This window comes from Pseudomonas sp. SC3(2021), assembly GCF_019856535.1.
Classification (GTDB): domain Bacteria; phylum Pseudomonadota; class Gammaproteobacteria; order Pseudomonadales; family Pseudomonadaceae; genus Aquipseudomonas; species Aquipseudomonas monsensis.
On the sequence record NZ_CP082236.1, the window covers coordinates 6,030,446 to 6,051,325 of the forward strand.

15 protein-coding genes and 4 tRNA genes are annotated in these 20,880 nt (G+C 59.4%); 7 read left to right on the forward strand and 12 right to left on the reverse strand.

Features of this window, described 5'->3' with window-relative positions; genetic code table 11:
* Window positions 1-68 precede the first annotated feature (68 nt).
* Window positions 69-2,153: a carboxy terminal-processing peptidase gene (locus K5Y35_RS26725; protein WP_185015818.1), complete on the forward strand. Its 2,085-nt coding sequence runs from the start codon at window positions 69-71 to the stop codon at window positions 2,151-2,153.
* A 133-nt stretch (window positions 2,154-2,286) separates the two neighbouring features.
* Window positions 2,287-4,077, forward strand: coding sequence for a bifunctional diguanylate cyclase/phosphodiesterase (locus K5Y35_RS26730; protein ID WP_222833367.1), 1,791 nt, complete (start codon window positions 2,287-2,289; stop codon window positions 4,075-4,077).
* A 78-nt stretch (window positions 4,078-4,155) separates the two neighbouring features.
* Here the strand turns inward: K5Y35_RS26730 and K5Y35_RS26735 are convergent, their stop codons facing one another.
* The 7 genes from K5Y35_RS26735 to K5Y35_RS26765 all read right to left on the reverse strand — a co-directional run bounded on the left by K5Y35_RS26735 (window position 4,156) and on the right by K5Y35_RS26765 (window position 12,213).
* On the reverse strand, window positions 4,156-4,515 hold the full coding sequence (locus K5Y35_RS26735) for a hypothetical protein (protein WP_222833368.1): 360 nt from the start codon (window positions 4,513-4,515) through the stop codon (window positions 4,156-4,158).
* Window positions 4,512-9,278, reverse strand: a complete 4,767-nt coding sequence (locus tag K5Y35_RS26740) for an RHS repeat-associated core domain-containing protein (RefSeq protein ID WP_222833369.1) — start codon at window positions 9,276-9,278, stop codon at window positions 4,512-4,514. The genes K5Y35_RS26735 and K5Y35_RS26740 overlap by 4 nt, the downstream gene beginning before the upstream one ends.
* 239 nt (window positions 9,279-9,517) lie before the next feature.
* Window positions 9,518-9,925: a sel1 repeat family protein gene (locus tag K5Y35_RS26745; RefSeq protein ID WP_128616548.1), complete on the reverse strand. Its 408-nt coding sequence runs from the start codon at window positions 9,923-9,925 to the stop codon at window positions 9,518-9,520.
* On the reverse strand, window positions 9,926-10,297 hold the full coding sequence (locus K5Y35_RS26750; protein ID WP_003223109.1) for a hypothetical protein: 372 nt from the start codon (window positions 10,295-10,297) through the stop codon (window positions 9,926-9,928).
* A complete protein-coding gene (locus tag K5Y35_RS26755; protein WP_123465960.1) occupies window positions 10,294-10,635 on the reverse strand; it encodes a helix-turn-helix domain-containing protein in 342 nt (113 codons plus the stop codon). Before K5Y35_RS26755 ends, K5Y35_RS26750 begins: the two co-directional genes overlap by 4 nt.
* A gap of 112 nt (window positions 10,636-10,747) precedes the next feature.
* Entirely contained in the window at window positions 10,748-11,203 is a 456-nt protein-coding gene (locus K5Y35_RS26760) for a YkvA family protein (RefSeq protein WP_123465958.1), read from the reverse strand.
* A 293-nt stretch (window positions 11,204-11,496) separates the two neighbouring features.
* Window positions 11,497-12,213 (reverse strand): FKBP-type peptidyl-prolyl cis-trans isomerase, encoded by a 717-nt coding sequence (locus K5Y35_RS26765; protein WP_123465956.1) that lies wholly within the window; start codon window positions 12,211-12,213, stop codon window positions 11,497-11,499.
* Between the two features lie 271 nt (window positions 12,214-12,484).
* Here K5Y35_RS26765 and K5Y35_RS26770 point away from each other — a divergent pair, with 271 nt between their 5' ends.
* Window positions 12,485-14,293 (forward strand): di-heme-cytochrome C peroxidase, encoded by a 1,809-nt coding sequence (locus tag K5Y35_RS26770; protein ID WP_222833370.1) that lies wholly within the window; start codon window positions 12,485-12,487, stop codon window positions 14,291-14,293.
* The gene (locus tag K5Y35_RS26775; RefSeq protein WP_222833371.1) at window positions 14,290-15,459 is read left to right on the forward strand and encodes a catalase family protein; all 1,170 of its coding nucleotides are present in this window, start codon (window positions 14,290-14,292) and stop codon (window positions 15,457-15,459) included. The genes K5Y35_RS26770 and K5Y35_RS26775 overlap by 4 nt, the downstream gene beginning before the upstream one ends.
* A 202-nt stretch (window positions 15,460-15,661) precedes the next feature.
* On the opposite strand, the gene K5Y35_RS26780 is transcribed toward K5Y35_RS26775, so the two are convergent.
* From K5Y35_RS26780 to K5Y35_RS26795, 4 genes are all read right to left on the reverse strand, one after another.
* A tRNA-Asp gene (locus tag K5Y35_RS26780) sits at window positions 15,662-15,738 on the reverse strand.
* Window positions 15,739-15,757: 19 nt separating this feature from the next.
* Window positions 15,758-15,833, reverse strand: a tRNA-Val gene (locus tag K5Y35_RS26785).
* A gap of 198 nt (window positions 15,834-16,031) precedes the next feature.
* Window positions 16,032-16,108: transfer RNA gene (locus tag K5Y35_RS26790), tRNA-Asp, on the reverse strand.
* A 19-nt stretch (window positions 16,109-16,127) separates the two neighbouring features.
* Window positions 16,128-16,203: transfer RNA gene (locus tag K5Y35_RS26795), tRNA-Val, on the reverse strand.
* 159 nt (window positions 16,204-16,362) lie between these two features.
* Between K5Y35_RS26795 and rdgC the strand changes: the two genes are divergently transcribed.
* From rdgC to sugE, 3 genes are all read left to right on the forward strand, one after another.
* The gene (gene rdgC / locus K5Y35_RS26800) at window positions 16,363-17,283 is read left to right on the forward strand and encodes a recombination-associated protein RdgC (RefSeq protein WP_047600223.1); all 921 of its coding nucleotides are present in this window, start codon (window positions 16,363-16,365) and stop codon (window positions 17,281-17,283) included.
* Window positions 17,284-17,445: 162 nt separating this feature from the next.
* On the forward strand, window positions 17,446-18,411 hold the full coding sequence (locus K5Y35_RS26805) for a bile acid:sodium symporter family protein (RefSeq protein ID WP_222833372.1): 966 nt from the start codon (window positions 17,446-17,448) through the stop codon (window positions 18,409-18,411).
* A gap of 119 nt (window positions 18,412-18,530) precedes the next feature.
* Entirely contained in the window at window positions 18,531-18,845 is a 315-nt protein-coding gene (sugE, locus tag K5Y35_RS26810) for a quaternary ammonium compound efflux SMR transporter SugE (RefSeq protein WP_123465948.1), read from the forward strand.
* Window positions 18,846-18,942: 97 nt separating this feature from the next.
* Here sugE and K5Y35_RS26815 read toward each other — a convergent pair whose 3' ends face one another.
* Window positions 18,943-20,817, reverse strand: a complete 1,875-nt coding sequence (locus tag K5Y35_RS26815; RefSeq protein ID WP_222833373.1) for an MFS transporter — start codon at window positions 20,815-20,817, stop codon at window positions 18,943-18,945.
* Window positions 20,818-20,880 lie beyond the last annotated feature (63 nt).

The following is a 20,880-nucleotide window of genomic DNA, read 5'->3' on the forward strand; positions in this document are numbered from 1 at the left end:
TCTCGTAGAACCGGCGACTTCAAAGACGGCCTAATATGCGTTATCAATTGTCCCCGCGTCGAATCAGCATGAAGCATTTGCTCCCCAGCACCGCCCTCGCTCTTTTCATCGGTATCGGTTTGTTGCCGGTGTCGGGCACCACATTCGCAGCCAACAGCTGGGACAAGTTGCAGCCTGATCGCGATGAAGTCATCGCCAGCCTGAACGTCGTCGAGTTGCTCAAGCGTCACCACTACAGTAAGCCGCCGCTTGACGATGCGCGCTCGGTGATCATCTACGACAGCTACATCAAGCTGCTGGATCCGTCGCGCAGCTACTTCATGGCCAGCGACATCGCCGAATTCGACAAGTGGAAGACCCAGTTCGACGACTTCCTGAAAAGCGGCGACCTCAACGCCGGGTTCACCATCTACAAGCGCTATCTGGACCGCGTCAAGGCGCGTCTGGACTTCGCCCTTGCCGAGCTGAACAAAGGCGTCGACAAGATGGACTTCACCAGCAAGGAAACCTTGCTGATCGATCGCAAGGACGCCCCTTGGCTCAAATCCACCGCCGAACTCGACGACCTGTGGCGTAAACGCGTCAAGGACGAAGTCCTGCGGATGAAGATCGCCGGCAAAGAGCCGAAGCAGATCCAGGAAACCCTGACCAAGCGCTACAAGAACCAGTTGGCGCGCCTGGACCAGACCCGTCCGGAAGACATCTTCCAGGCGTACATCAACACCTTCGCCATGTCGTACGATCCGCACACCAACTATCTGTCGCCGGATAACGCGGAAAACTTCGACATCAACATGAGCTTGTCCCTCGAGGGCATCGGTGCCGTGTTGCAGAGCGACAACGACCAGGTGAAAGTCGTGCGTCTGGTGCCGGCAGGCCCGGCCGACAAGACCAAACAGGTTGCCCCGGCCGACAAGATCATCGGCGTTGCCCAGGGCAACAAAGAAATGGTCGACGTGGTCGGCTGGCGTCTGGACGAAGTGGTCAAACTGATCCGTGGTCCGAAAGGCACTGTGGTCCGCCTGGAAGTGATTCCGGCGAGCAATGCGCCGAACGACCAGACCACCAAGATCGTGTCGATCACCCGTGAAGCGGTGAAGCTCGAAGATCAGGCGGTGAAGAAGTCCATCCTCAACCTGAAACAGGACGGCAAGGACTACAAACTCGGCGTCATCGAGATCCCGGCCTTCTACCTCGACTTCAAGGCGTTCCGTGCCGGTGACCCGGATTACAAGAGCACCACCCGTGACGTCAAGAAACTGCTGACCGAACTGCAGAAAGACAAAGTCGACGGCGTGGTCATCGACCTGCGCAATAACGGCGGCGGTTCCCTGCAGGAAGCCACCGAGCTGACCAGCCTGTTCATCGACAAGGGCCCGACCGTGCTCGTGCGTAACGCCGATGGCCGTGTCGATGTGCTCGAAGATGAAAATCCGGGCGCATTCTACAAAGGCCCGATGGCGTTGCTGGTCAACCGCCTGTCCGCCTCGGCTTCGGAGATCTTTGCCGGCGCCATGCAGGACTACCATCGTGCGCTGATCATCGGTGGCCAGACCTTCGGCAAGGGCACCGTGCAGACCATCCAGCCGCTGAACCATGGCGAGCTGAAACTGACCCTGGCCAAGTTCTACCGGGTGTCCGGTCAAAGCACCCAGCATCAGGGCGTCCTGCCAGACATCGACTACCCGTCGCTGATCGACACCAAGGAAATCGGCGAGAGCGCCCTGCCGGAAGCCATGCCGTGGGACACCATCCGCGCGGCGATCAAACCGGCGGCCGATCCGTTCAAACCGTTCCTGGCTCAGCTCAAGTCCGAGCATGACACCCGCACCGCCAAGGATGCCGAGTTCGTGTTCATCCGTGACAAGCTGGCGCTGGCGCAGAAACTGATGGAAGAGAAAACCGTCAGTCTCAATGAAGCCGAGCGTCGTGCCCAGCACACCGACATCGACGCCAAACAACTGGCCATGGAAAACATCCGTCGCAAGGCCAAAGGCGAAGAACCGCTCAAAGAGCTGAAAAAAGAAGATGAAGACCTCATCGCGGCTGCCGACCCGGACAAGGTCAAACCGGAAGACGATGCTTACCTGAGCGAAACCGGGCGCGTGCTGCTGGATTACCTGAAGCTGAGCAATCAGGTGGCCAAGAAGTAAGGTGATGGCAATTTAATGGTGATGATCCCGGGATCGTCATCAAACAGTCATCATTCTGTCGTGCAATAAAGGACTGGGAGCCACTCTTTTCATCGAGAGCGCTCCCAGTCCTTTTTTATCGCCAGAGATTGCCATGACCACGACCGAACAGCTGAGTGCCTTGAGCTCGATCTTGAGTCAAAGCGGCTTACACAGCCTGTTCCAGCCAATCATCTGCCTCTCTGAGCGACGCATACTCGGTTACGAAGCCCTCACCCGTGGCCCGTCCAACAGTCCGCTGCACTCACCCATTGCCCTGTTCGCCGTGGCGCGTCAGGCCGGGCGCCTGAGCGAACTGGAGATTGCCTGCCGACAATCGGCCTGCCGCCGTTTCAATGAGCAGCAACTGCCGGGCAAACTGTTTCTCAACGTCTCGCCAGAGTCCCTGCTCGAAGCTGCCCATCAACCGGGGCGCACCCTGCAGTTGCTACAAGACTTCGGTATTCCGCCGAGCCAGGTTGTGATCGAACTGACCGAGCAGACACCAATCGATGACTTCCAGTTACTGCAAACCGCGCTGCATCACTACCGGGCGATGGGCTTTTCGATTGCGCTGGATGATCTCGGTGCCGGCTACTCCAGCCTGCGCCTGTGGTCGGAGCTGCGTCCGGATTACGTGAAAATCGACCGCCACTTCATCGACGGCATTCATCAGGATGCGTTGAAACGGGAGTTCGTCGGTTCGATCCTGCAGATCGCCAAAGCCTCACGCGCGCAGGTGATTGCTGAAGGCATCGAACTGCCAGAGGAGTTGGCAGTGTTGACCGAAATGGGCGTGGATCTGGTGCAAGGATACTTGCTTGGTCGCCCACAAGAGCACCCGCCCCGCGACGCCCGTGCGATGATGCCCAAACATGACAGCAGCACCGTCGCGCTGAACGACGAAGGCAGCGACCTCAGCGCCCTGCTCAACGACCAACCGGCTGTGGGGCGCGACACGCCAACCGCTACGGTACTGGAAGCGTTTCGCCGTCAGGCCAATCTGAACTCGCTGGCCGTGCTCGACGAACAAGGCCAGCCGTGCGGCATCGTCCACCGCCATTCCTTGTCCGATGCCCTGCTCAAACCCTTCGCCACCGACCTGTTCGCGCGCAAACCGATCAGCCGCCTGATGAACGACGACTTCCTCGCCGTGGAAATGAGCCAGTCGCTGCAACAGGTCAGCCGCCTGATCACCAGCCGTGCTCGCCAGCGCATCGAAGAAGACTTCATCATTACCCTCAACGGCAGCTACCTCGGCCTCGGTCGGGTGATCGACGTGCTCAAACTGATCACCGAACTGAAGATCCAGCAGGCCCGCTACGCCAACCCGCTGACCCTGCTGCCCGGCAACGTACCGATCCAGCAATGCCTGACCCGTCTGCTGCAACAGGGCCGCGAATCGGTCATCTGCTACGTCGACATCGACAGCTTCAAACCCTTCAACGACATCTACGGCTACGGCCGCGGCGACGAAGTCCTGCTATGCCTGGCGCAATGCCTGAACGAACGCGTCGACCCGTCCCGCGACTTCGTCGGCCACATCGGCGGCGACGACTTCCTCCTCGTCCTCGGCCCGGAAGACTGGCGCAAACGCCTCAACCAGTTGCTCGACGACTTCCAGAGCCAATGCCGCCGCTTCTATCGCCCCGAACACCTCGACGCCGGCCGCTTCATCGCCCCGAATCGCCAGGGAATACGGCAGGAGTTTCCGCTGTTGTCATTGTCCATCGGCGTGGTGCACCTGCATCCCGAAGCCTGCGCACAGCTGGACGCCAGTCAACTCGCGGAAATGGCGTCGCAGGCGAAGCATCATGCGAAAAATGTTCCTGGGTATAGCGTGCATGTGATTGATAGCCTAACTTCCACCGACCTCCATCCCCCACAACTAATCGGCCAGCGCTGATTCCCCAAACAACAGAACTCCCTGTGGGAGCGGGCTTGCCCGCGAAGGGGTCAGTTGAATTAGCCCAATTTTTCGGCCTTACCCCATATCTGAATCATCGACGTGATATTTCAATAAACAACTCAACAAAACCTGCATAAACTGACGCTGATCCTCTACGTCATCATCAAAATAAGTTGTGATCCTTGTAAAGACCTCATCAAAGCTATCACCAGCTTCCAAGTAGTACTTCAGTGTGTCGATACACCACTCGCGCTCACCAACACTATAGGATAGAAACTCAGGCTTCATAAGAATATCAAACAGCTCAGCAAGCTCTTGCTTGTCATTGACGTTCTTCGAGACGATGATTTTTTCACGATCATCATCATGAGTATTTTCTATATCAAATAGAAAAAGCAGACCACGCAAAACAAAATATTCAGGCTTACGTTTCAATTCACAAACTCCGTATAAGAGGTTATAGGCTCAGCTGCCTTATTGAGAATTACTACCGCATGTGTTTGCTGTCCATAAACGACTCCTCCCCTCTTGTACCCCTCGCCAACAACCTTACCCATATTTATAGGTTCTTTGGAGGCAAGTTGGCCATTTCGTCTGAAAACAAGCTGAGCACGATGTATGGCATTAAGTTGATCTCGATAACTAAAAAAGTGAGTAGCAGCACTAGGTATTTTGGGCTGCCCTGCTCGTCTCCCATTGTTATAAACCTCAATAACTCCAGTTGTGGGATTTCTTCCCGTCATTGAGCGTTCTTGCTGAGAAGCTAACGTGGTCTGTTTGCCATGTTTCTCTAAAAAGTGTGCGTCTTGTGTGGCTTTCTCCATTTCAACCAAACGCCGATGAGCATTTTCTTCTGCCACCTCATCAAGCCTCGCCCGCCGCTCCTGCGCCGTCATCTTTGGCAGCGAAGGCGCTCCCTCTTCGACGACCACGCGACCGGCCTCGTACCGCATTGGACGTCGTGGCTCCGGCGGCGGGCAACTGCAGCTCAACCCCAACGGATCCACCCACCCCGTCGGATTCGGCACGTACTGGTACTGATTCAACCCTCCGGCCAGCTTCACCGGATCCGGCGTCAGGTACCGCCCCAGCCGCGGGTCGTAATACCGGTGGCGGTTGTAATGCAGTCCGCTCTCCGCATCGAAATACTGCCCCTGAAACCGCAGCGGCTGGTCCAGGTAGTCCTCGCCGGCCAGGGTGATCGCCGCGACTTTGCCGTAGGCGTCGTATTGCGCCGACCAGACGATTTCGCCGCTGTAGTCGGTCAGTTCCTGCGGCGTGCCGAGGTGGTCGAGTTGGTAGTAAAACGGGCAGGCCTTTTTCGGGCCTTTGCCGTCGAGCAGCGCCAGCGGGCGGAAGGTGCCGGGTTCGTAGACGTAGCTGCGGTGCTGGGTTTTGCTGCTTTCGGCGACGAGGTGGTCGCCTTGCCAGAAGTACTCGGTGCTGACGCCGTCGACGGTTTTGCGGATGCGCCGGCCGAAGGCGTCGTAGCGATAACTGGCGGTTTTGCCGTCGGGGCGCGTCAGGCCGATCAGGCGGTGCTGGCTGTCGTAGCGGTATTCGGTGACCAATTGCTGGTCGCGGCCACGGCGTTCGCGGATCAGGTTGCCGAAGGCGTCGTAGTCGTAATGGCGGTCGCCCTGCATCAGCAGGCGGTTGCCCCTGATTTGTGTCGGGCCGGGGCGGTCCTGCATCAGCAGGTTGCCGGCCGGGTCGTGGGCGAAGGTTTCCGGCAGTTCGTCGCGCGAGTGGCGCACGCGGATCAGCCGGTCGAGGGCGTCGTAACCGTAGGTGCGCTGGCCGTGGCGGCTGTCGGCAATGTGCTCGAGGTTGCCGTTGGTGCTGTAGGCATAATCGCGGCGGTACAGCGAAGCGTGCTGATGGCCTACAGCGTGGGCGAGTAAACGGCCCTGGTCGTCGTAGGCATATTCGCTGAGCAGCAGGCCTTGCTGACGTTGTTGTTCGCGACCGGACTGGTAGACGTGGCGGGTCAGCGATGCGCCGTTGAGGTCGATGGCGGTGAGCGCGCCGCCCTTGGCATAGTGATAGTCGAGCTTGCTGTTGTCCGGCAGGCGCTGGCGCTTGAGCTGACCGCAGGCGTCGTAGGCGTAACGCAGGGTGCCCCAGCCCTGATGCTCGGTGATCAGCCGATCCTGCAGGTCATATTCGAAGGCCAGCGGATGTTTTTGCCCGTCATCGACGCCCACCAGACGCCCGAGGCGGTCGTAGCGGTATTCGACCTTGACCCCGTCGGGCAGGGTCTTGATCAGCAGGCGCCCGGCGGTATCGCGCTCGTAAGCGGTGACCAGCGTCGAACCGTCATCGCCGAACTCGGTCTTTTCCAGCAGATGCCCGTTGAGGTCATAGGCATACGCCGTACGGCGGCCGTCGAAGCCGGTTTCCTGTCGGATCAATCCGGTGGACGTGTAGTCCAGGCGGTATGTTTCCCCGGACTCGTTCTCGATCTCGGTGAGCAACAACTGCGCATGGTCGTAGCGGTACTGCACCCGCGTGCCGTCGGGGTTGATCTTGCGCGAGACCAGGTGCAGGTCATCGTCATACTCGTAGCGGGTGATGCGCCCGAGTTCGTCACGCTCGGCGGTGACCTGACCGTAGGCGCCGTAGCTGTAGGCGCGGGTGGCACCGGTAGGCGCCGTCGTCTGAACCAGCCGGCCCAGTGCATCCCACTGCTGGCGCGTGACAGCGCCATGTTCGTCGCACGTGGTGGTCCGTCGCCCCAGCGCATCGTAGGAAAAGCGCCGCACGCCACCGTCGGGCAAGGTCTCTTCAACGAGCTGGCCGAGGTCGTTCCAGACCCGCACATGGCGGCTGCTGTCCGGGTAACGGATCGACAGCAACCGCCCACGGGCGTCGTAGTGGTAATGGGTGACATGGCCGTCAGGATCGACCGCCTCGGTGACATCGCCCTGGGCATTGCGCCGCCAGGTCCACACCGCCTCGCCCCGTGCACGGCTGTGCAGGAAACCGTTACGGTATTCGTAGGACGTCGGCTCATCGTCCGGCGCAAGCAGCGCCACCAGCCGTCCGGCCTCGTCGTAGCGGTATTCGGTGATCGCACCTAACGCATCTTGCTCGGCGACCAAGCGCCCCGAGGAGTCGTAGGCCTTGAGCTGTTCGCCACCGTTGGCCTCGACCTTGCGCACCAGGCGTGCGCGGTCATCGTGGACGTAGGTTTCCTCGGTGCCATCGACGTAATGCACCGCCACGCTGCCGTCGTCATTCCAGACATAACGCGTGTCCACCTGCGAAAACGACGCCCAGTGCCGCACGCACCGGGCCGCCTTGCCGGACCGCTCCCACTCCCAGAAGAAACTGGCGCCACCGGTCAATTGCCGTTGCAGGATGACGTGTTGATCGTCGTAGTCGTAACGCTCGCTGTCGCCGGCGGCGTTGGTTGCCTCGATCAGTCGCTGTTGGGCGTCGTAGCGGTAACTGACCAGGGGCTGTTCGGTGTGCCAGTCACCTTCGCGAAAAATCTGGTACTCGACGCCGATCAGATGCGCACGCTCATAGCGCAACAGCAGCGACCGACCCGCGCCGTTGTCCAGTCGCTGAACCCTGTCAGACCGATCCCGTAAAACACGTAACCGGTTGTCGTACGAATCGCTGACCGCCGTCAGCCGCCCCGCCCGAAAGTGATAAAACCGCGCCGTTTCCCCCGCCAGCGCAAGAATCAGCTCCTCCGGCTCATCCCCCAGAAAAATCGCCGCCCGCGACAGGCTGTTGTGAATCGCCGGCCGTTCAACGCTGGGCAACGGAAAGCGTGTGCGGCGGTTTTCGTGATCGACCCAGACCACCACATCGCCATCGAACTCCAGGCAATGCGCCAGCGAATGACTCCAGCCAAACCCCAGCCCGACATCGTTCTCAACCGCGCTGGTGCGGTACAACCGGGTGAACTCGAACGGCAGCAAGCCATCGAGCGTGCCATCGGTCAGGGTCAGCAGTTCTTCGCCGGTGACCATCGATACCGGACAACCATTGGTGCAGGTGCGCGACACGCAATCGGCGCTGTCGCCGTTGGGGTTTTTCGCTTGATCCGACTTATCGTCGTGGTGTGCGCCTTTCTTCAGCGAGGTATTACGCCGGGCATTCCAGCGCAGTTGCATGCGACCCTTTTTCACCCCTGCGACGATGCCGCGTGCGGCGACGGTTTTGTATTGATCGACGTACTTGATGAACCCGCCGACGATGCCGAACAGCGCCTTGACCAATCGCATCACCGCCGACAGCAGTTGCACCGCACGATCCGCGAGTCGCAGCGTCAGATAGGCGATCCCGGCACCACCACTGGCGAACGTCAGGACGATACTGATCAGCACATCGAGCAGCAGCTGCACGATCATCATCGACGCCGCTTCAGCAGTCTTGCCGGCAATTTCACTGGGCGGCAGCATCTCCAGCCAAAGACTGGCCGTACGCAGCAGCAAACACAGTGCCGCCTCATCACTGACCAGCAACTGCAACTGTTGCATGACCTCGGGAGCCGTCGCGGCCAGGTTCATCAGATCGGTCGCGCCACTACCCAGTCGATCCACAAAAGCGCCGGGGTTCTTGAGAATCTCCGACAGCATTACAATGCTGTCCCATACCCCCTCAATGGCTGCCCAGCTCCCGGCCAGCGTGCCGTTCCCCGCGGCGGTGGCGACCGACTGCGACCACTGCGGCTTGAAGCCCTGCCACTCGCTGCGCAGCCAGTCCTCCAGCTCAAGAGCCAGACCGTCGTAGGATGCAAAAAGCTGTTCGACCTGTTTCGGACTGACGCCACCGTGCACTTGTACCCGGTAGAAATTACCGGGCTCGCCACGAAATGCGCCCTCGCCGCGCGCATCAAGCGTGACAGGCGCGACGGCCCCGCCATCCACCGCCACCACATCGACCACGATGTTGCCCAGTGGAATGTCATAGACGGATTCAAACTTGCTCTCGATCAGCATCAATCCGCCCTGGGGGCACTGGACGACGCCGGAGACGAATTCGCTGTCGCCAGTGCTGACGGCGGTGCTGCGATCACCGAAGCGGATAATCCGCTCCATGCCCATCAGCGACGGCAGATCGGCCGCATGACTGACCTGATCAGCCGTGCTGCTCAACCAGTGCTCAAGCTGCTGGCGATAGAGCGTGAGGGTGTCGGGAAAGCTGTCGAGTTCCTGCTCGATACGAGTGACGGCTTGCATCAACGCACGTCGGCGTGCAGGACGAACTGAAAAACCGGGTCAAACATTGGCGTTCCCTCGCGCAAAAAGTTAGGCGCGGGAACTGTGCGGGGGATCAATCGGGAAAGAAGTCAGGCAAGTAGGCACTTGCTGTAGGACTAATCTGCAATAAACCGTTTACTACAAAACGTACAGACAAAAACGAAAACGTGGCGAGAGGTTTCCCTCACGCCACGTTTATCTGATCGACACAAATGGATTTACTGCGTTGAATCCCGCGCGTTCAGCTCTTTCAGTTTGAGCTCGGCCAGCGGGTGTCCGGCCTTGGCGGCCATGCCCCACCAGCGGGCTGCGTCCGCCGGGTCCGGTGCTTTGCTCGGGGTGCCTGCGAGACTGATCACACCGACCTGATAGGCCGCTTTGCCATCCCCGGCCAATGCCGCGAGACGCAACAAACGCACGCCTTCTTCACGTGCGCCGAGGCCAACACCACGGAAGGTCAGGATGTGCCCGTAAAAGCTTTGCGCACCGACGTCGCCAAGATTGGCCATGCGCGCGAACTGGCCTTCAAGCCAGCGCCAGCCTCGCGGCTGACGGACAAACCACGACCAATGAAACAGCCTGCGGGCCAGCCAATAAGCGGCACGCGCCTTGAGTCGCAAAAACACTCAGGCCTCCGCCGATTCCGGGTATTCGTATTCGAAAACTCTGACCACTTCCGATGCATGCCAAGAGGCAGCGGCAACACCATCGGACGGCCCCGAAAAACGCCCCAGACGTTCAACGCATTCAAAAAAACCGGTGCGCGGCAGGCGACTGGCGCCCTGACTGATCACCAGCGAACTGCGCAACGGTTGTTCGGCCTTGGCGTCCAGTGCCGCCAGATGTTCCAGTGCAGCGGTCAGGGTTTGCATCGCCGGCGTCGGCAACTGCAAACGTTCGAGCAAGGCTCGGTAAGTCAGAAGATGGCGCTGCCGGCGCGCCTGATCCAGTTCTCCCAGCAATCCGTCCCAATGTTGACGACTGATGCGTACGCTCACGATTCATCCCTCCAACCTGGCACCGTCAGTTCCCAGGCCAGGCTGCGACGAATCGCGGCGTCAGGCTGACGCTCGCCGCTTTCGATCATGGCCAGATAAGACGGGCTGATGCCTACCGTGCGGGCCAGCGCCTCGATGGCGATGCCCTTCCCTTCGCGCAAACTGCGTAGTTGATCCAGACCTGGAAGAATCGGGTCCAGTGTGGTCGCGAGCGGCGCTTGAGCCTGCTGCGACGGTGTTTCGTTGATCCCTGCTGCTTTCAGTAGAGCCTGATAGTGAGCCCAAGGCAGAACTGCGTATTCGGGCTCGCCATCGCGTGCAATTATCTGAATATCCATGACTACCCCGTAGGACAACAACACTTAGCGAGTCGGCACTTTTCCATAGAAGTGTAATCCTAACAGCGGCCAAGGTCGCGGGGGGTATCTATCTGCAGAGCGACTTCGTCAATCAGGGCTTTTTCGGCCCCTGAAGCTGCAATTGCTCGGGGGTATCAGGCAGGCGTTCAACCACCGCCAGTTTTTCCGGCTGCTGGCGATTGCGCCAGAGACGAAAGGCACTGAGTTCATCATCGAGGGTTTTCATCAACCAGGCGAGAACGGCGATATCGTCGAGCATGCCGAACATGGGAATGAAATCGGGAATGGCATCTACCGGGCTCAGGAAGTACATCAGGCCAGCGACCACGGAGATCAACGCTTTCGGGCTGATCGCACGGTATTCGCCGCGCCAGTAGGCCAGGCACAATGCCTGCAACAAACGCAGGTCGTCCTTGAGTTTGCCGAGGCGATTGCCCTGTGCCGCGCCTTTGCTGGCAACGGCAAACAACAGGGTCGGCAAGCGTCCACGCGCCAGCAGACGGCCGGCCAGGGGCAGGAATCGAGCGAAATTCCACGGAGCTTTCATCTATTCCTCCCATTGAAATGTTATCCACACAAATTGTGGATAACCTTGTGAACAGAGCTGCATTTCAGCGCTGAGAGCCCCGTTTTATAAGGGCTGCGCTCAGATCGGGCGTTTTTTACTCACATAAAAAAGCCCAATATTTCATTGACTTGGCGGCTCAGGGCGTCTAGTACGGGCAGCCTCAAAGGTATGACTGTGCTGACCGGCATCGGTTCGCTCTGTTTACCCTTGCCATCCGCCAGATGCAACAACGCCCCGCATAAGCGAGGCGTTGTTGTTGAAACCGGAGCCGATTACTTGGCAGCGGCGTCTTCTTTGGCTGGATCCTTGATGGCCAGCAGTTCCAGGTCGAAGACCAGAACCGAGTTGGCCGGGATTGCCGGGCTTGGCGATTGCGCGCCGTAAGCCAGATCGCTAGGGATGTACAGTTTGTACTTCTCGCCAACGTGCATCAGTTGCAGGCCTTCGACCCAACCCGGAATCACGCCGCTTACCGGCAGATCAATCGGGCTGCCGCGCTCGACGGAGCTGTCGAATACGGTGCCGTTGGTCAGCTTGCCGGTGTAGTGAACGGTCACTACGTCAGTCGGCTTGGGCTGTGGGCCGTCGGCTTTCTTGATCACTTCGTACTGCAGGCCGGAAGCGGTGGTGGTGACACCCGCTTTCTTGCCGTTTTCTTCGAGGAATTTCTTGCCGGCAGCTGCCGACTCTTCGCTCATTTTGGCCATGCGCTCTTCAGCACGCTTTTGCAGCGCGGCGAAGGCTTCGACCAGTTCTTCATCTTTCAGCTTCTGTTCTTTCTTGCCGACGGCATCTTCGATGCCCTGGGCTACCGCTTTGGAGTCCAGATCATCCATGCCTTCCTGAGCCAGGCTCTTGCCCATGTTCAGGCCGATACCGTAGGAAGCTTTTTGCGCCGGGGTTTTCAGCTCTACGCTGGTCTGCGAATCACAACCCGCGAGGACCAGGCTAACCAGGGCTACCGCCGCCGCCAACCGATGCTGTTTCATGCTATTTCCTTGTTCATGCGCCGAATAGGGCAATCGAGTAAAGCCGCGAGCTTATCAGGCCGCCACGACCAATGGCTACCGGCATGAGAGCAGTAAAGCGACGATAAGTTCAGGGATTAAAACGCATTTGGGCGAAGACACGATGAAGCTTCTGTCATCTGCTGCTGACAACCGTAGCCTCCTCTTCCCACAACATCTGGCGTAATGGCCACTTGCCGCACAGGGTCAGGCTCAGGCATAACAACACAACAACTCGACAAGGATGTTTATCTTGCGCCTCTTACTCCGCGTGCTGACCCTGATCATCGTGCTGTCGGGACTGGTCCTGACAGTGGTTCTGTACTACGTCGCCAACCCGAAATTGCCTTTCTACACGCCCGTGCAGCAGGTGCATTACCTGGATCAGTGGACGGAACAAGAGCGGCAAACCTATTACTTCACCCCTCAGGGCACCCAGGTCAAAGGCCTGCACTACGAGTGGTTCCAGGCGCTGGAGTTGCCTTTCTCAGAGCAACGCTTCACGGCCCCCGACTACCTCGCGCGCTTTGGTTTTCTGATCGACCCGCTGCAAACAGCCACACCGGACAACCCCGGCAATTTGCCCGTCGGTTTTGCCCGACATCAGAACGCCGGCAGCACCGAGAAATATCTGGACATCACCTGTGCCGCTTGCCACACCGGCGAATTGCACTTTAAAGGCCAGGCCGTGCGCATCGACGGTGGCACGGCGCAGCATGTATTGCCTTCAAGTGTTCCTACACTGCGCGGCGGCAGTTTCGGACAGGCATTGGTGGCAAGTCTGACCTCGACTTACTACAACCCGTGGAAATTCGAACGCTTCGCCCGCCACGTACTGGGCGATGAATACGACGCGCGCCATGCGCAACTGCGCAAGGATTTCAAGCAATCGCTGGATACGTTTCTCAAAGTGGCGTGGAACGACACCCATCGCGGCCTCTACCCGACCGAGGAAGGCCCGGGGCGCGCCGACGCATTCGGGCGGATCGCCAATGCGACGTTCGGTGATGCGATCTCCCCTGCCAATTACCGCATCGCCGACGCTCCGGTGGATTACCCGCAACTGTGGGACATGTGGACATTCGACTGGGTGCAGTGGAACGGGTCGGCGCAACAGCCGATGGCGCGCAATATCGGCGAAGCGTTGGGCGTTGGCGCCACCCTGAATTTCTTCGATGCCAACGGCCAGCCGCTGCAAGGCGATGCGCGCTATGCCTCCAGCGTGCGCGTGCGCGACCTGCACAAGATCGAGGAAACCCTGCAGAAACTGCGGCCACCTGCCTGGCCGGAGGCCTTGTTCGGTGCAGTCGATAAACCTCTCGCGGCCAAAGGACGCGCGCTGTTCGCGGAAAATTGCGCCGGCTGCCATGTGCCACGCAAGACTCAGGAAGGCGAGCGCTGGGTACAGCGCTTACCCCTGTTGCCGGTGGACGTCATCGGCACCGACCCAAACGCCGCCAACAACATTGCCAGCCACCGCTTCGACCTGACGGCCCTGCAATGGGACCTGAAAGAACTGGAAAAAATGGACGTCAAACTGCACCCGACGCCCGAGGAGCCGCTGGATCTGAGTCAGTTGTCGGTGGCCAAGGGCCTGGCATACGTGACCGCCTTCGTCGAAGGCCGTGCCTATCGCGAGGCTCAGGTCACGCCCGAGGAGAAGCCGCGCCTCGACGGATTCGGCCTGCCGATCGGTGTTCGCGAAAAAGTCGCGTACAAGGCGCGACCGCTGGCCGGCGTCTGGGCCACCGGGCCATTTCTGCATAACGGTTCGGTGCCGAGCCTTTATCAACTGCTGTCACCGCAGGATGAACGCGCCACCACCTTCTATAAAGGCACCTTCGAATACGACCCACGGCACCTGGGCTATCGCACCGAAGCCTTCACCAATGGCTTCCTGTTCGACACGCGGATCAGCGGCAATCACAACAGTGGTCACGAGTTCCGTGCCGGCGAACGCGGCAATGGCGTGATCGGCCGCCTGCTGCTGCCGGAAGAACGCTGGGCGCTGCTCGAATACCTGAAAGTCCTCGGCGGCCCTCTGGAGGCGCAACTGCCATGATGTTTTCGACCTTCAATAAGCGCCTGTCATTGCTGGCGCGGATCTGGTTGTGGCTGGGCCGCCTGCTGGGCAGAACCTTGCTGCTTTTGCTCTTTATTGGCCTGATTGGCTGGGCCATCGGCACGGCGTGGTGGGCCTGGCAGCATCGCGGGCCGGTGTCGGCTCTGGAACAGATTCCCTCCGGTGAAGCCGGGATGACACAAGGCGTGATCCAGACGGCCGTGCGCATCGTCGATCAACACCGTGAAAGCACGCGTTTCCTGCGCGACGCGCATGCCAAGGCTCACGGCTGCGTGAAGGCTGAAGTGCAGGTAATACCGCAACTGGCGCAATCGCTGCGCCAAGGGGTCTTCAGCGAACCGGGACACACCTGGCAGGCGATAATTCGCCTGTCCAACGGCAATGCTTACCCGCAGTTCGACAGCATTCGCGACGCACGGGGCATGGCGATCAAGCTGCTCGACGTACCCGGCAAGCAGTTGTTGGGAAATCGCCAGGAACAGCACGAGCAAGACTTTGTGATGTTCAGCCACCCCAACTTCTTTGTCAGCGATGTCGCCGAGTACCGTCAGAATGTGGCGGCGCAGGCTGACGGCAAGAAGATCCTGGCGTTTTTCCCCGGTTGGGATCCGCGCACCTGGCAGGTCCGCCATCTGCTTATCGCGCTGGCGACGCTGTCGCCGCCCCCGGACAGTCCGACAGGGACGACTTACTTTTCGGTTTCGCCCTACAAGTTCGGTGAGGCGAATGCGAAGTTTCGCGTGGCACCGGCCCCGGACAATTGTCCGGCTTACACCCTGCCAAAACAGAACCACGACCTGCCGAACTTCCTGCGCAGCGCGTTGAATCAGCAGTTGTCGACGGATCGCGTGCCGGCCTGCTTCGTCTTGCAGATTCAGCGTCAGGATGCGAACAAGTACATGCCGATCGAGGACACCAGCATCGAATGGCGCGAGCAGGATTCACCCTTCGAAACCGTGGCGCGGATCACCCTGCCGCCACAGGATTTCGATACCCCGGCGCTGAATCTGGCCTGCGATAACCTGTCGTTCAATCCGTGGTTTGGTATCGAGGCCCATCGGCCGATTGGCGGGATCAACCGCCTGCGCAAGGCGGTGTATGAGGCAGTGAGCGATTATCGGCATAGCCAGAACGCCACGCAGTAAGCAGCGGCCTGTGGCGAGGGGATTTATCCCCGGTGGCTTGCGCAGCTGGCCTCGGCTTTAAAAGTCGGGCCGGCTTCGTAACCCAACGGGGATGAATGCCACAGAGGCAATGCAGAAATTGTCGAATCGCAGATAGCACAAAGCCCGCACAAGGCGGGCTTTGTGTGGTCATCTGGCGTTCAGTGTTCCAGATAACCGAATATGGCGCAGCGGACGGGACTCGAACCCGCGACCCCCGGCGTGACAGGCCGGTATTCTAACCGACTGAACTACCGCTGCGCGAAACGCTTGAAACGAATGGTGGGTGATGACGGGATCGAACCGCCGACATTCTGCTTGTAAGGCAGACGCTCTCCCAGCTGAGCTAATCACCCTTCGCTTCGTTACGGGGCGCATTATGCCACAAGTTTTCGTAAAGTGTTGATTTAATTGAATTTTTTTTCAAATAAATCCGAAAACCGGTGAAACGACACAACCCGATGGAACAAGGTACAAACGTGAGACAGAAAAAAACCCGCCTCAGCGGGTTTTTCCGTGGTGACCTGGCGTTCAGTGGTCCAGGTTACCGAATATGGCGCAGCGGACGGGACTCGAACCCGCGACCCCCGGCGTGACAGGCCGGTATTCTAACCGACTGAACTACCGCTGCGCTAAACACTTGAAACGAATGGTGGGTGATGACGGGATCGAACCGCCGACATTCTGCTTGTAAGGCAGACGCTCTCCCAGCTGAGCTAATCACCCTTCGCTTCGGTGTGGCGCGCATTCTACGGAGCGACCCAACCTCTGGCAAGCACTTTTTTAAATAATTTTCTCAGGCCTTCCAAAGGCTTAGAGAAGGGTTGGCCTACGGCACGGCGAAGACAATAATGCCCCCCTTTGTATAAAGGAGAGACTCACCCCATGTGGTTCAAAAACCTGCTTATCTATCGCCTGACCCAAGACCTGCCTGTCGATGCCGAGGCGCTGGAAACTGCACTGGCCACCAAACTGGCGCGTCCATGTGCAAGCCAGGAGTTGACCACCTACGGTTTCGTCGCGCCATTCGGCAAAGGCGAAGATGCTCCACTGGTGCACGTCAGCGGTGATTTCCTGCTGATCGCTGCACGTAAAGAAGAACGCATTCTGCCGGGCAGCGTCGTGCGTGACGCCGTCAAGGAAAAGGTTGAAGAGATCGAAGCCGAGCAGATGCGCAAGGTCTATAAGAAGGAACGCGATCAGATCAAGGATGAAATCATCCAGGCCTTCCTGCCGCGCGCGTTCATTCGTCGCTCGTCGACCTTCGCTGCCATCGCGCCGAAACAGGGCCTGATCCTGGTCAACTCGGCCAGCCCGAAGCGCGCCGAAGACCTGCTCTCCACCCTGCGTGAAGTGCTCGGCACCCTGCCCGTCCGTCCGCTGACCGTGAAAACCGCGCCGACCGCCGTGATGACCGAATGGGTCACCACCCAGCAAGCCGCCCCGGACTTCTTCGTACTGGACGAGTGCGAACTGCGCGACACCCACGAAGACGGTGGCATCGTGCGCTGCAAGCGTCAGGACCTGACCAGTGAAGAAATCCAGTTGCACCTGAGCACAGGCAAAGTCGTGACTCAACTGTCGCTGGCCTGGCAGGACAAACTGTCGTTCATGCTCGACGACAAAATGACCGTCAAGCGCCTGAAGTTCGAAGATCTGTTGCAGGATCAGGCGGAACAGGACGGCGGCGACGAAGCGCTGGGCCAGCTGGATGCGAGCTTCACCCTGATGATGCTGACCTTCGGCGACTTCCTGCCGGCGCTGGTTGAAGCGTTGGGCGGTGAAGAGACGCCGCAGGGGATCTGACGAAAACCTGTTCCATCTGAAGGAACAGGATCAACTGTGGGAGCTGGCTTGCCAGCGGTAGCGGTGTAACAGATGACTGTAGTGGCGTCTGACACACCGCCATCGCTGGCAACCCGGCTCCCGCATGTTTTAGGGTGTTCATTTAATAATAAGGATCAAGCCATGCGCGCACTGGCTGCACTCAGCCGCTTTGTCGGCAATACCTTCGCTTACTGGGTTCTGATTTTCGCCGTGATCGCGTTTCTGCAACCGGCGTGGTTTCTCGGTCTCAAGGGCGCCATCGTGCCGCTGCTTGGCCTGGTCATGTTCGGCATGGGCCTGACCCTCAAGCTCGACGACTTCGCGGCCGTCGCCCGCCATCCGTGGCGCGTCGCGCTGGGCGTGGTTGCGCACTTCGTGATCATGCCCGGCATGGCGTGGTTGCTCTGCCAGATTTTCCACCTGCCGCCGGAAATCGCCGTCGGGGTGATTCTGGTCGGCTGCTGCCCGAGTGGCACGTCTTCCAACGTCATGACCTGGCTGGCCCGCGGTGACCTGGCGCTGTCAGTGGCGATTGCCGCCGTCACCACCCTCCTCGCTCCGCTGCTGACCCCGGCCCTGATCTGGCTGCTGGCTTCGGCATGGTTGCCAGTGTCGTTCATGGAGTTGTTCTGGTCGATCCTGCAAGTGGTGTTGCTGCCGATCATCCTCGGCGTGGTTGCACAGCGCTTGCTCGGTAACAAGGTGCGCCATGCGGTGGAGGTGTTGCCGCTGGTGTCGGTGGTCAGCATTGTGATCATCGTCACTGCGGTGGTGGCTGCCAGTCAGGCGAAAATCGCCGAGTCCGGCTTGTTGATCATGGCGGTGGTGATGCTGCACAACAGCTTCGGTTACCTGCTCGGTTACTTCACCGGCCGCCTGTTCAACCTGCCATTGGCCCAGCGCAAGTCGCTGGCACTGGAAGTGGGCATGCAGAATTCAGGGTTGGGCGCCGCGCTGGCCAGCGCGCACTTTTCGCCATTGGCGGCGGTGCCCAGTGCGCTGTTCAGTGTCTGGCACAACATTTCCGGGGCTTTGCTTTCCACCTACTTCCGGCGCATGAGCGAGAAAGAAGATCGCGAGACGCTGGCCGGGCAAGCGGCCGACTGACTGCGAAACTTGATCCCCGGGTTAATGCTCGTCAGACTATTGCGCTACGCGGGGACGACCCTGCGACTCGCTCGAGTGCTTAATCTGGGGACGACCCCGTCAAACGATGGAGGTCTTTCATGTCCTGGATCATTCTGTTTTTCGCCGGTCTGTTCGAAGTCGGCTGGGCCGTCGGCCTGAAATACACCGACGGCTTCAGTCGTCCGCTCCCCACTGCACTGACCGTTGCGGCGATGGCCATCAGCCTTGGCCTGCTCGGCCTGGCGATGAAGGAACTGCCGCTGGGCACGGCCTATGCGATCTGGACCGGGGTCGGTGCCGTGGGCACGGTGATTGCCGGAATCATTCTGTTTGGCGAGTCGATGGCGTTGATTCGGCTGGCCAGTGTGGCGTTGATCGTTACCGGGTTGATCGGCCTCAAAATCAGCGCCTAAGCCTCTACCGCTATCGCGAGCAGGCTCACTCCTGCAGGGGGACGCATTTCAAATGTAGGAGTGAGCCTGCTCGCGATGAGCCCAGATCAGTGGGCAACTATCGAACGCTGCCGCGCAACGCCCCCACCACCCCCTGCAACTTCGCCGGCTCCGCCGCCTCAACCGCTACCGCCGAACCTGCCACCAAGGTCACGCGCGACCACAACCGCTTGAACAGGCCCTTGTTCGGATCACGGCTGAAGAAACTGCCCCACAACCCTTGCAACGCCAGCGGAATCACCGACACCGGGGTCTCCTCGAGAATCCGCGTCAGCCCCCCCTTGAACTCATTGATCTCGCCGTCAGTGGTCAACTTGCCTTCCGGGAAGATGCACACCAGCTCACCGTCCTTCAGATACTGGGCAATCCGGGTGAAGGCCTTTTCATAGATCTGGATGTCTTCGTTGCGCCCGGCGATCGGAATCGTCCCTGCGGTGCGAAAGATAAAGTTCAGCACCGGCAGGTTGTAGATCTTGTAGTACATGACAAAGCGAATCGGCCGACGCACCGCGCCACCAATCAGCAAGGCGTCGACAAACGACACGTGGTTGCACACCAGCAGGGCCGCACCTTCGTCGGGAATCGCCTCCAGGTTGCGATGCTCAACCCGGTACATGGAATGGCTGAGCAGCCAGATCAGGAAACGCATGCTGAATTCGGGAACGATCTTGAAGATGTAGGCGTTGACGCCGATGTTCAGCAGCGACACCACAAGAAACAGCTGCGGAATCGACAGCTTGGCCACACTGAGCAACACAATCGAAACGATCGCCGAGACCACCATAAACAGCGCATTGAGAATGTTGTTGGCAGCGATCACCCGCGCCCGCTCGTTCTCCGCGGTGCGCGACTGGATCAACGCATACAGCGGCACAATATAGAAACCGCCAAAAATGCCGAGGCCGAGAATGTCGACCAACACCGCCCAGGTGTGCACGAAGCCCAGCACTTCAATCCAGCTGTGGCCCGTGACGCTTTCCGGGATACCGCCGGAATGCCACCACAACAACAGACCAAACACGGTCAGACCGAACGAGCCGAACGGCACCAGACCGATCTCGACCTTACGCCCGGAGAGCTTCTCGCACAGCATCGAACCCAGTGCGATACCGACCGAAAATACCGTAAGAATCAGGGTGACCACGGTTTCGTCGCCGTGCATCCACTCCTTGGCGTACGCCGGGATCTGCGTCAGATAAATCGCCCCGACAAACCAGAACCACGAGTTGCCGACAATCGAGCGCGACACCGCTGGCGTCTGCCCCAGACCGAGTTTCAACGTCGCCCAGGACTGGCTGAAGATGTTCCAGTTCAGGCGCATTTCCGGGGACGCGGCTGCGGCGCGCGGGATGCTGCGGCTGGCCAGATAACCCAGCACGGCAATCCCGACAATGGCAGTCGATACCAGCGGCGCGTAATGGGTCGATGACATGATGACTCCGGCGCCAATCGTCCCGGCGAGGATCGCCAGAAACGTGCCCATCTCCACAAGGCCGTTACCGCCTACCAACTCATCCTCACGCAGCGCTTGCGGCAGGATCGAATATTTCACCGGCCCGAACAGCGCCGAGTGCGTGCCCATGGCGAACAGCGCCACCAGCATCAGCGACAAGTGATCAAAGAGAAACCCGACCGATCCTACGGCCATGATCGCGATTTCCGCGAGTTTGATCAGACGGATCAGCGCGTCCTTGGCGAATTTTTCGCCAAACTGCCCGGCCAGTGCCGAGAACAGGAAAAACGGCAGAATAAACAGCAGCGCACACAGGTTGACCCAGATCGAGCGGTCACCTTCGATGGTCAGGCGGTAAAGAATGGCGAGGATCAACGACTGTTTAAAAACGTTGTCGTTGAACGCACCGAGCGACTGGGTGATGAAAAACGGCAAGAAGCGCCGGGTGCGCAGCAGGTTGAACTGTGAGGGGTGACTCATCTTCCGTGTGTCCCTGATGTTTAAGGTAGAGAGGCCTGGGTACTGCTTATTGGAATCTCGAAC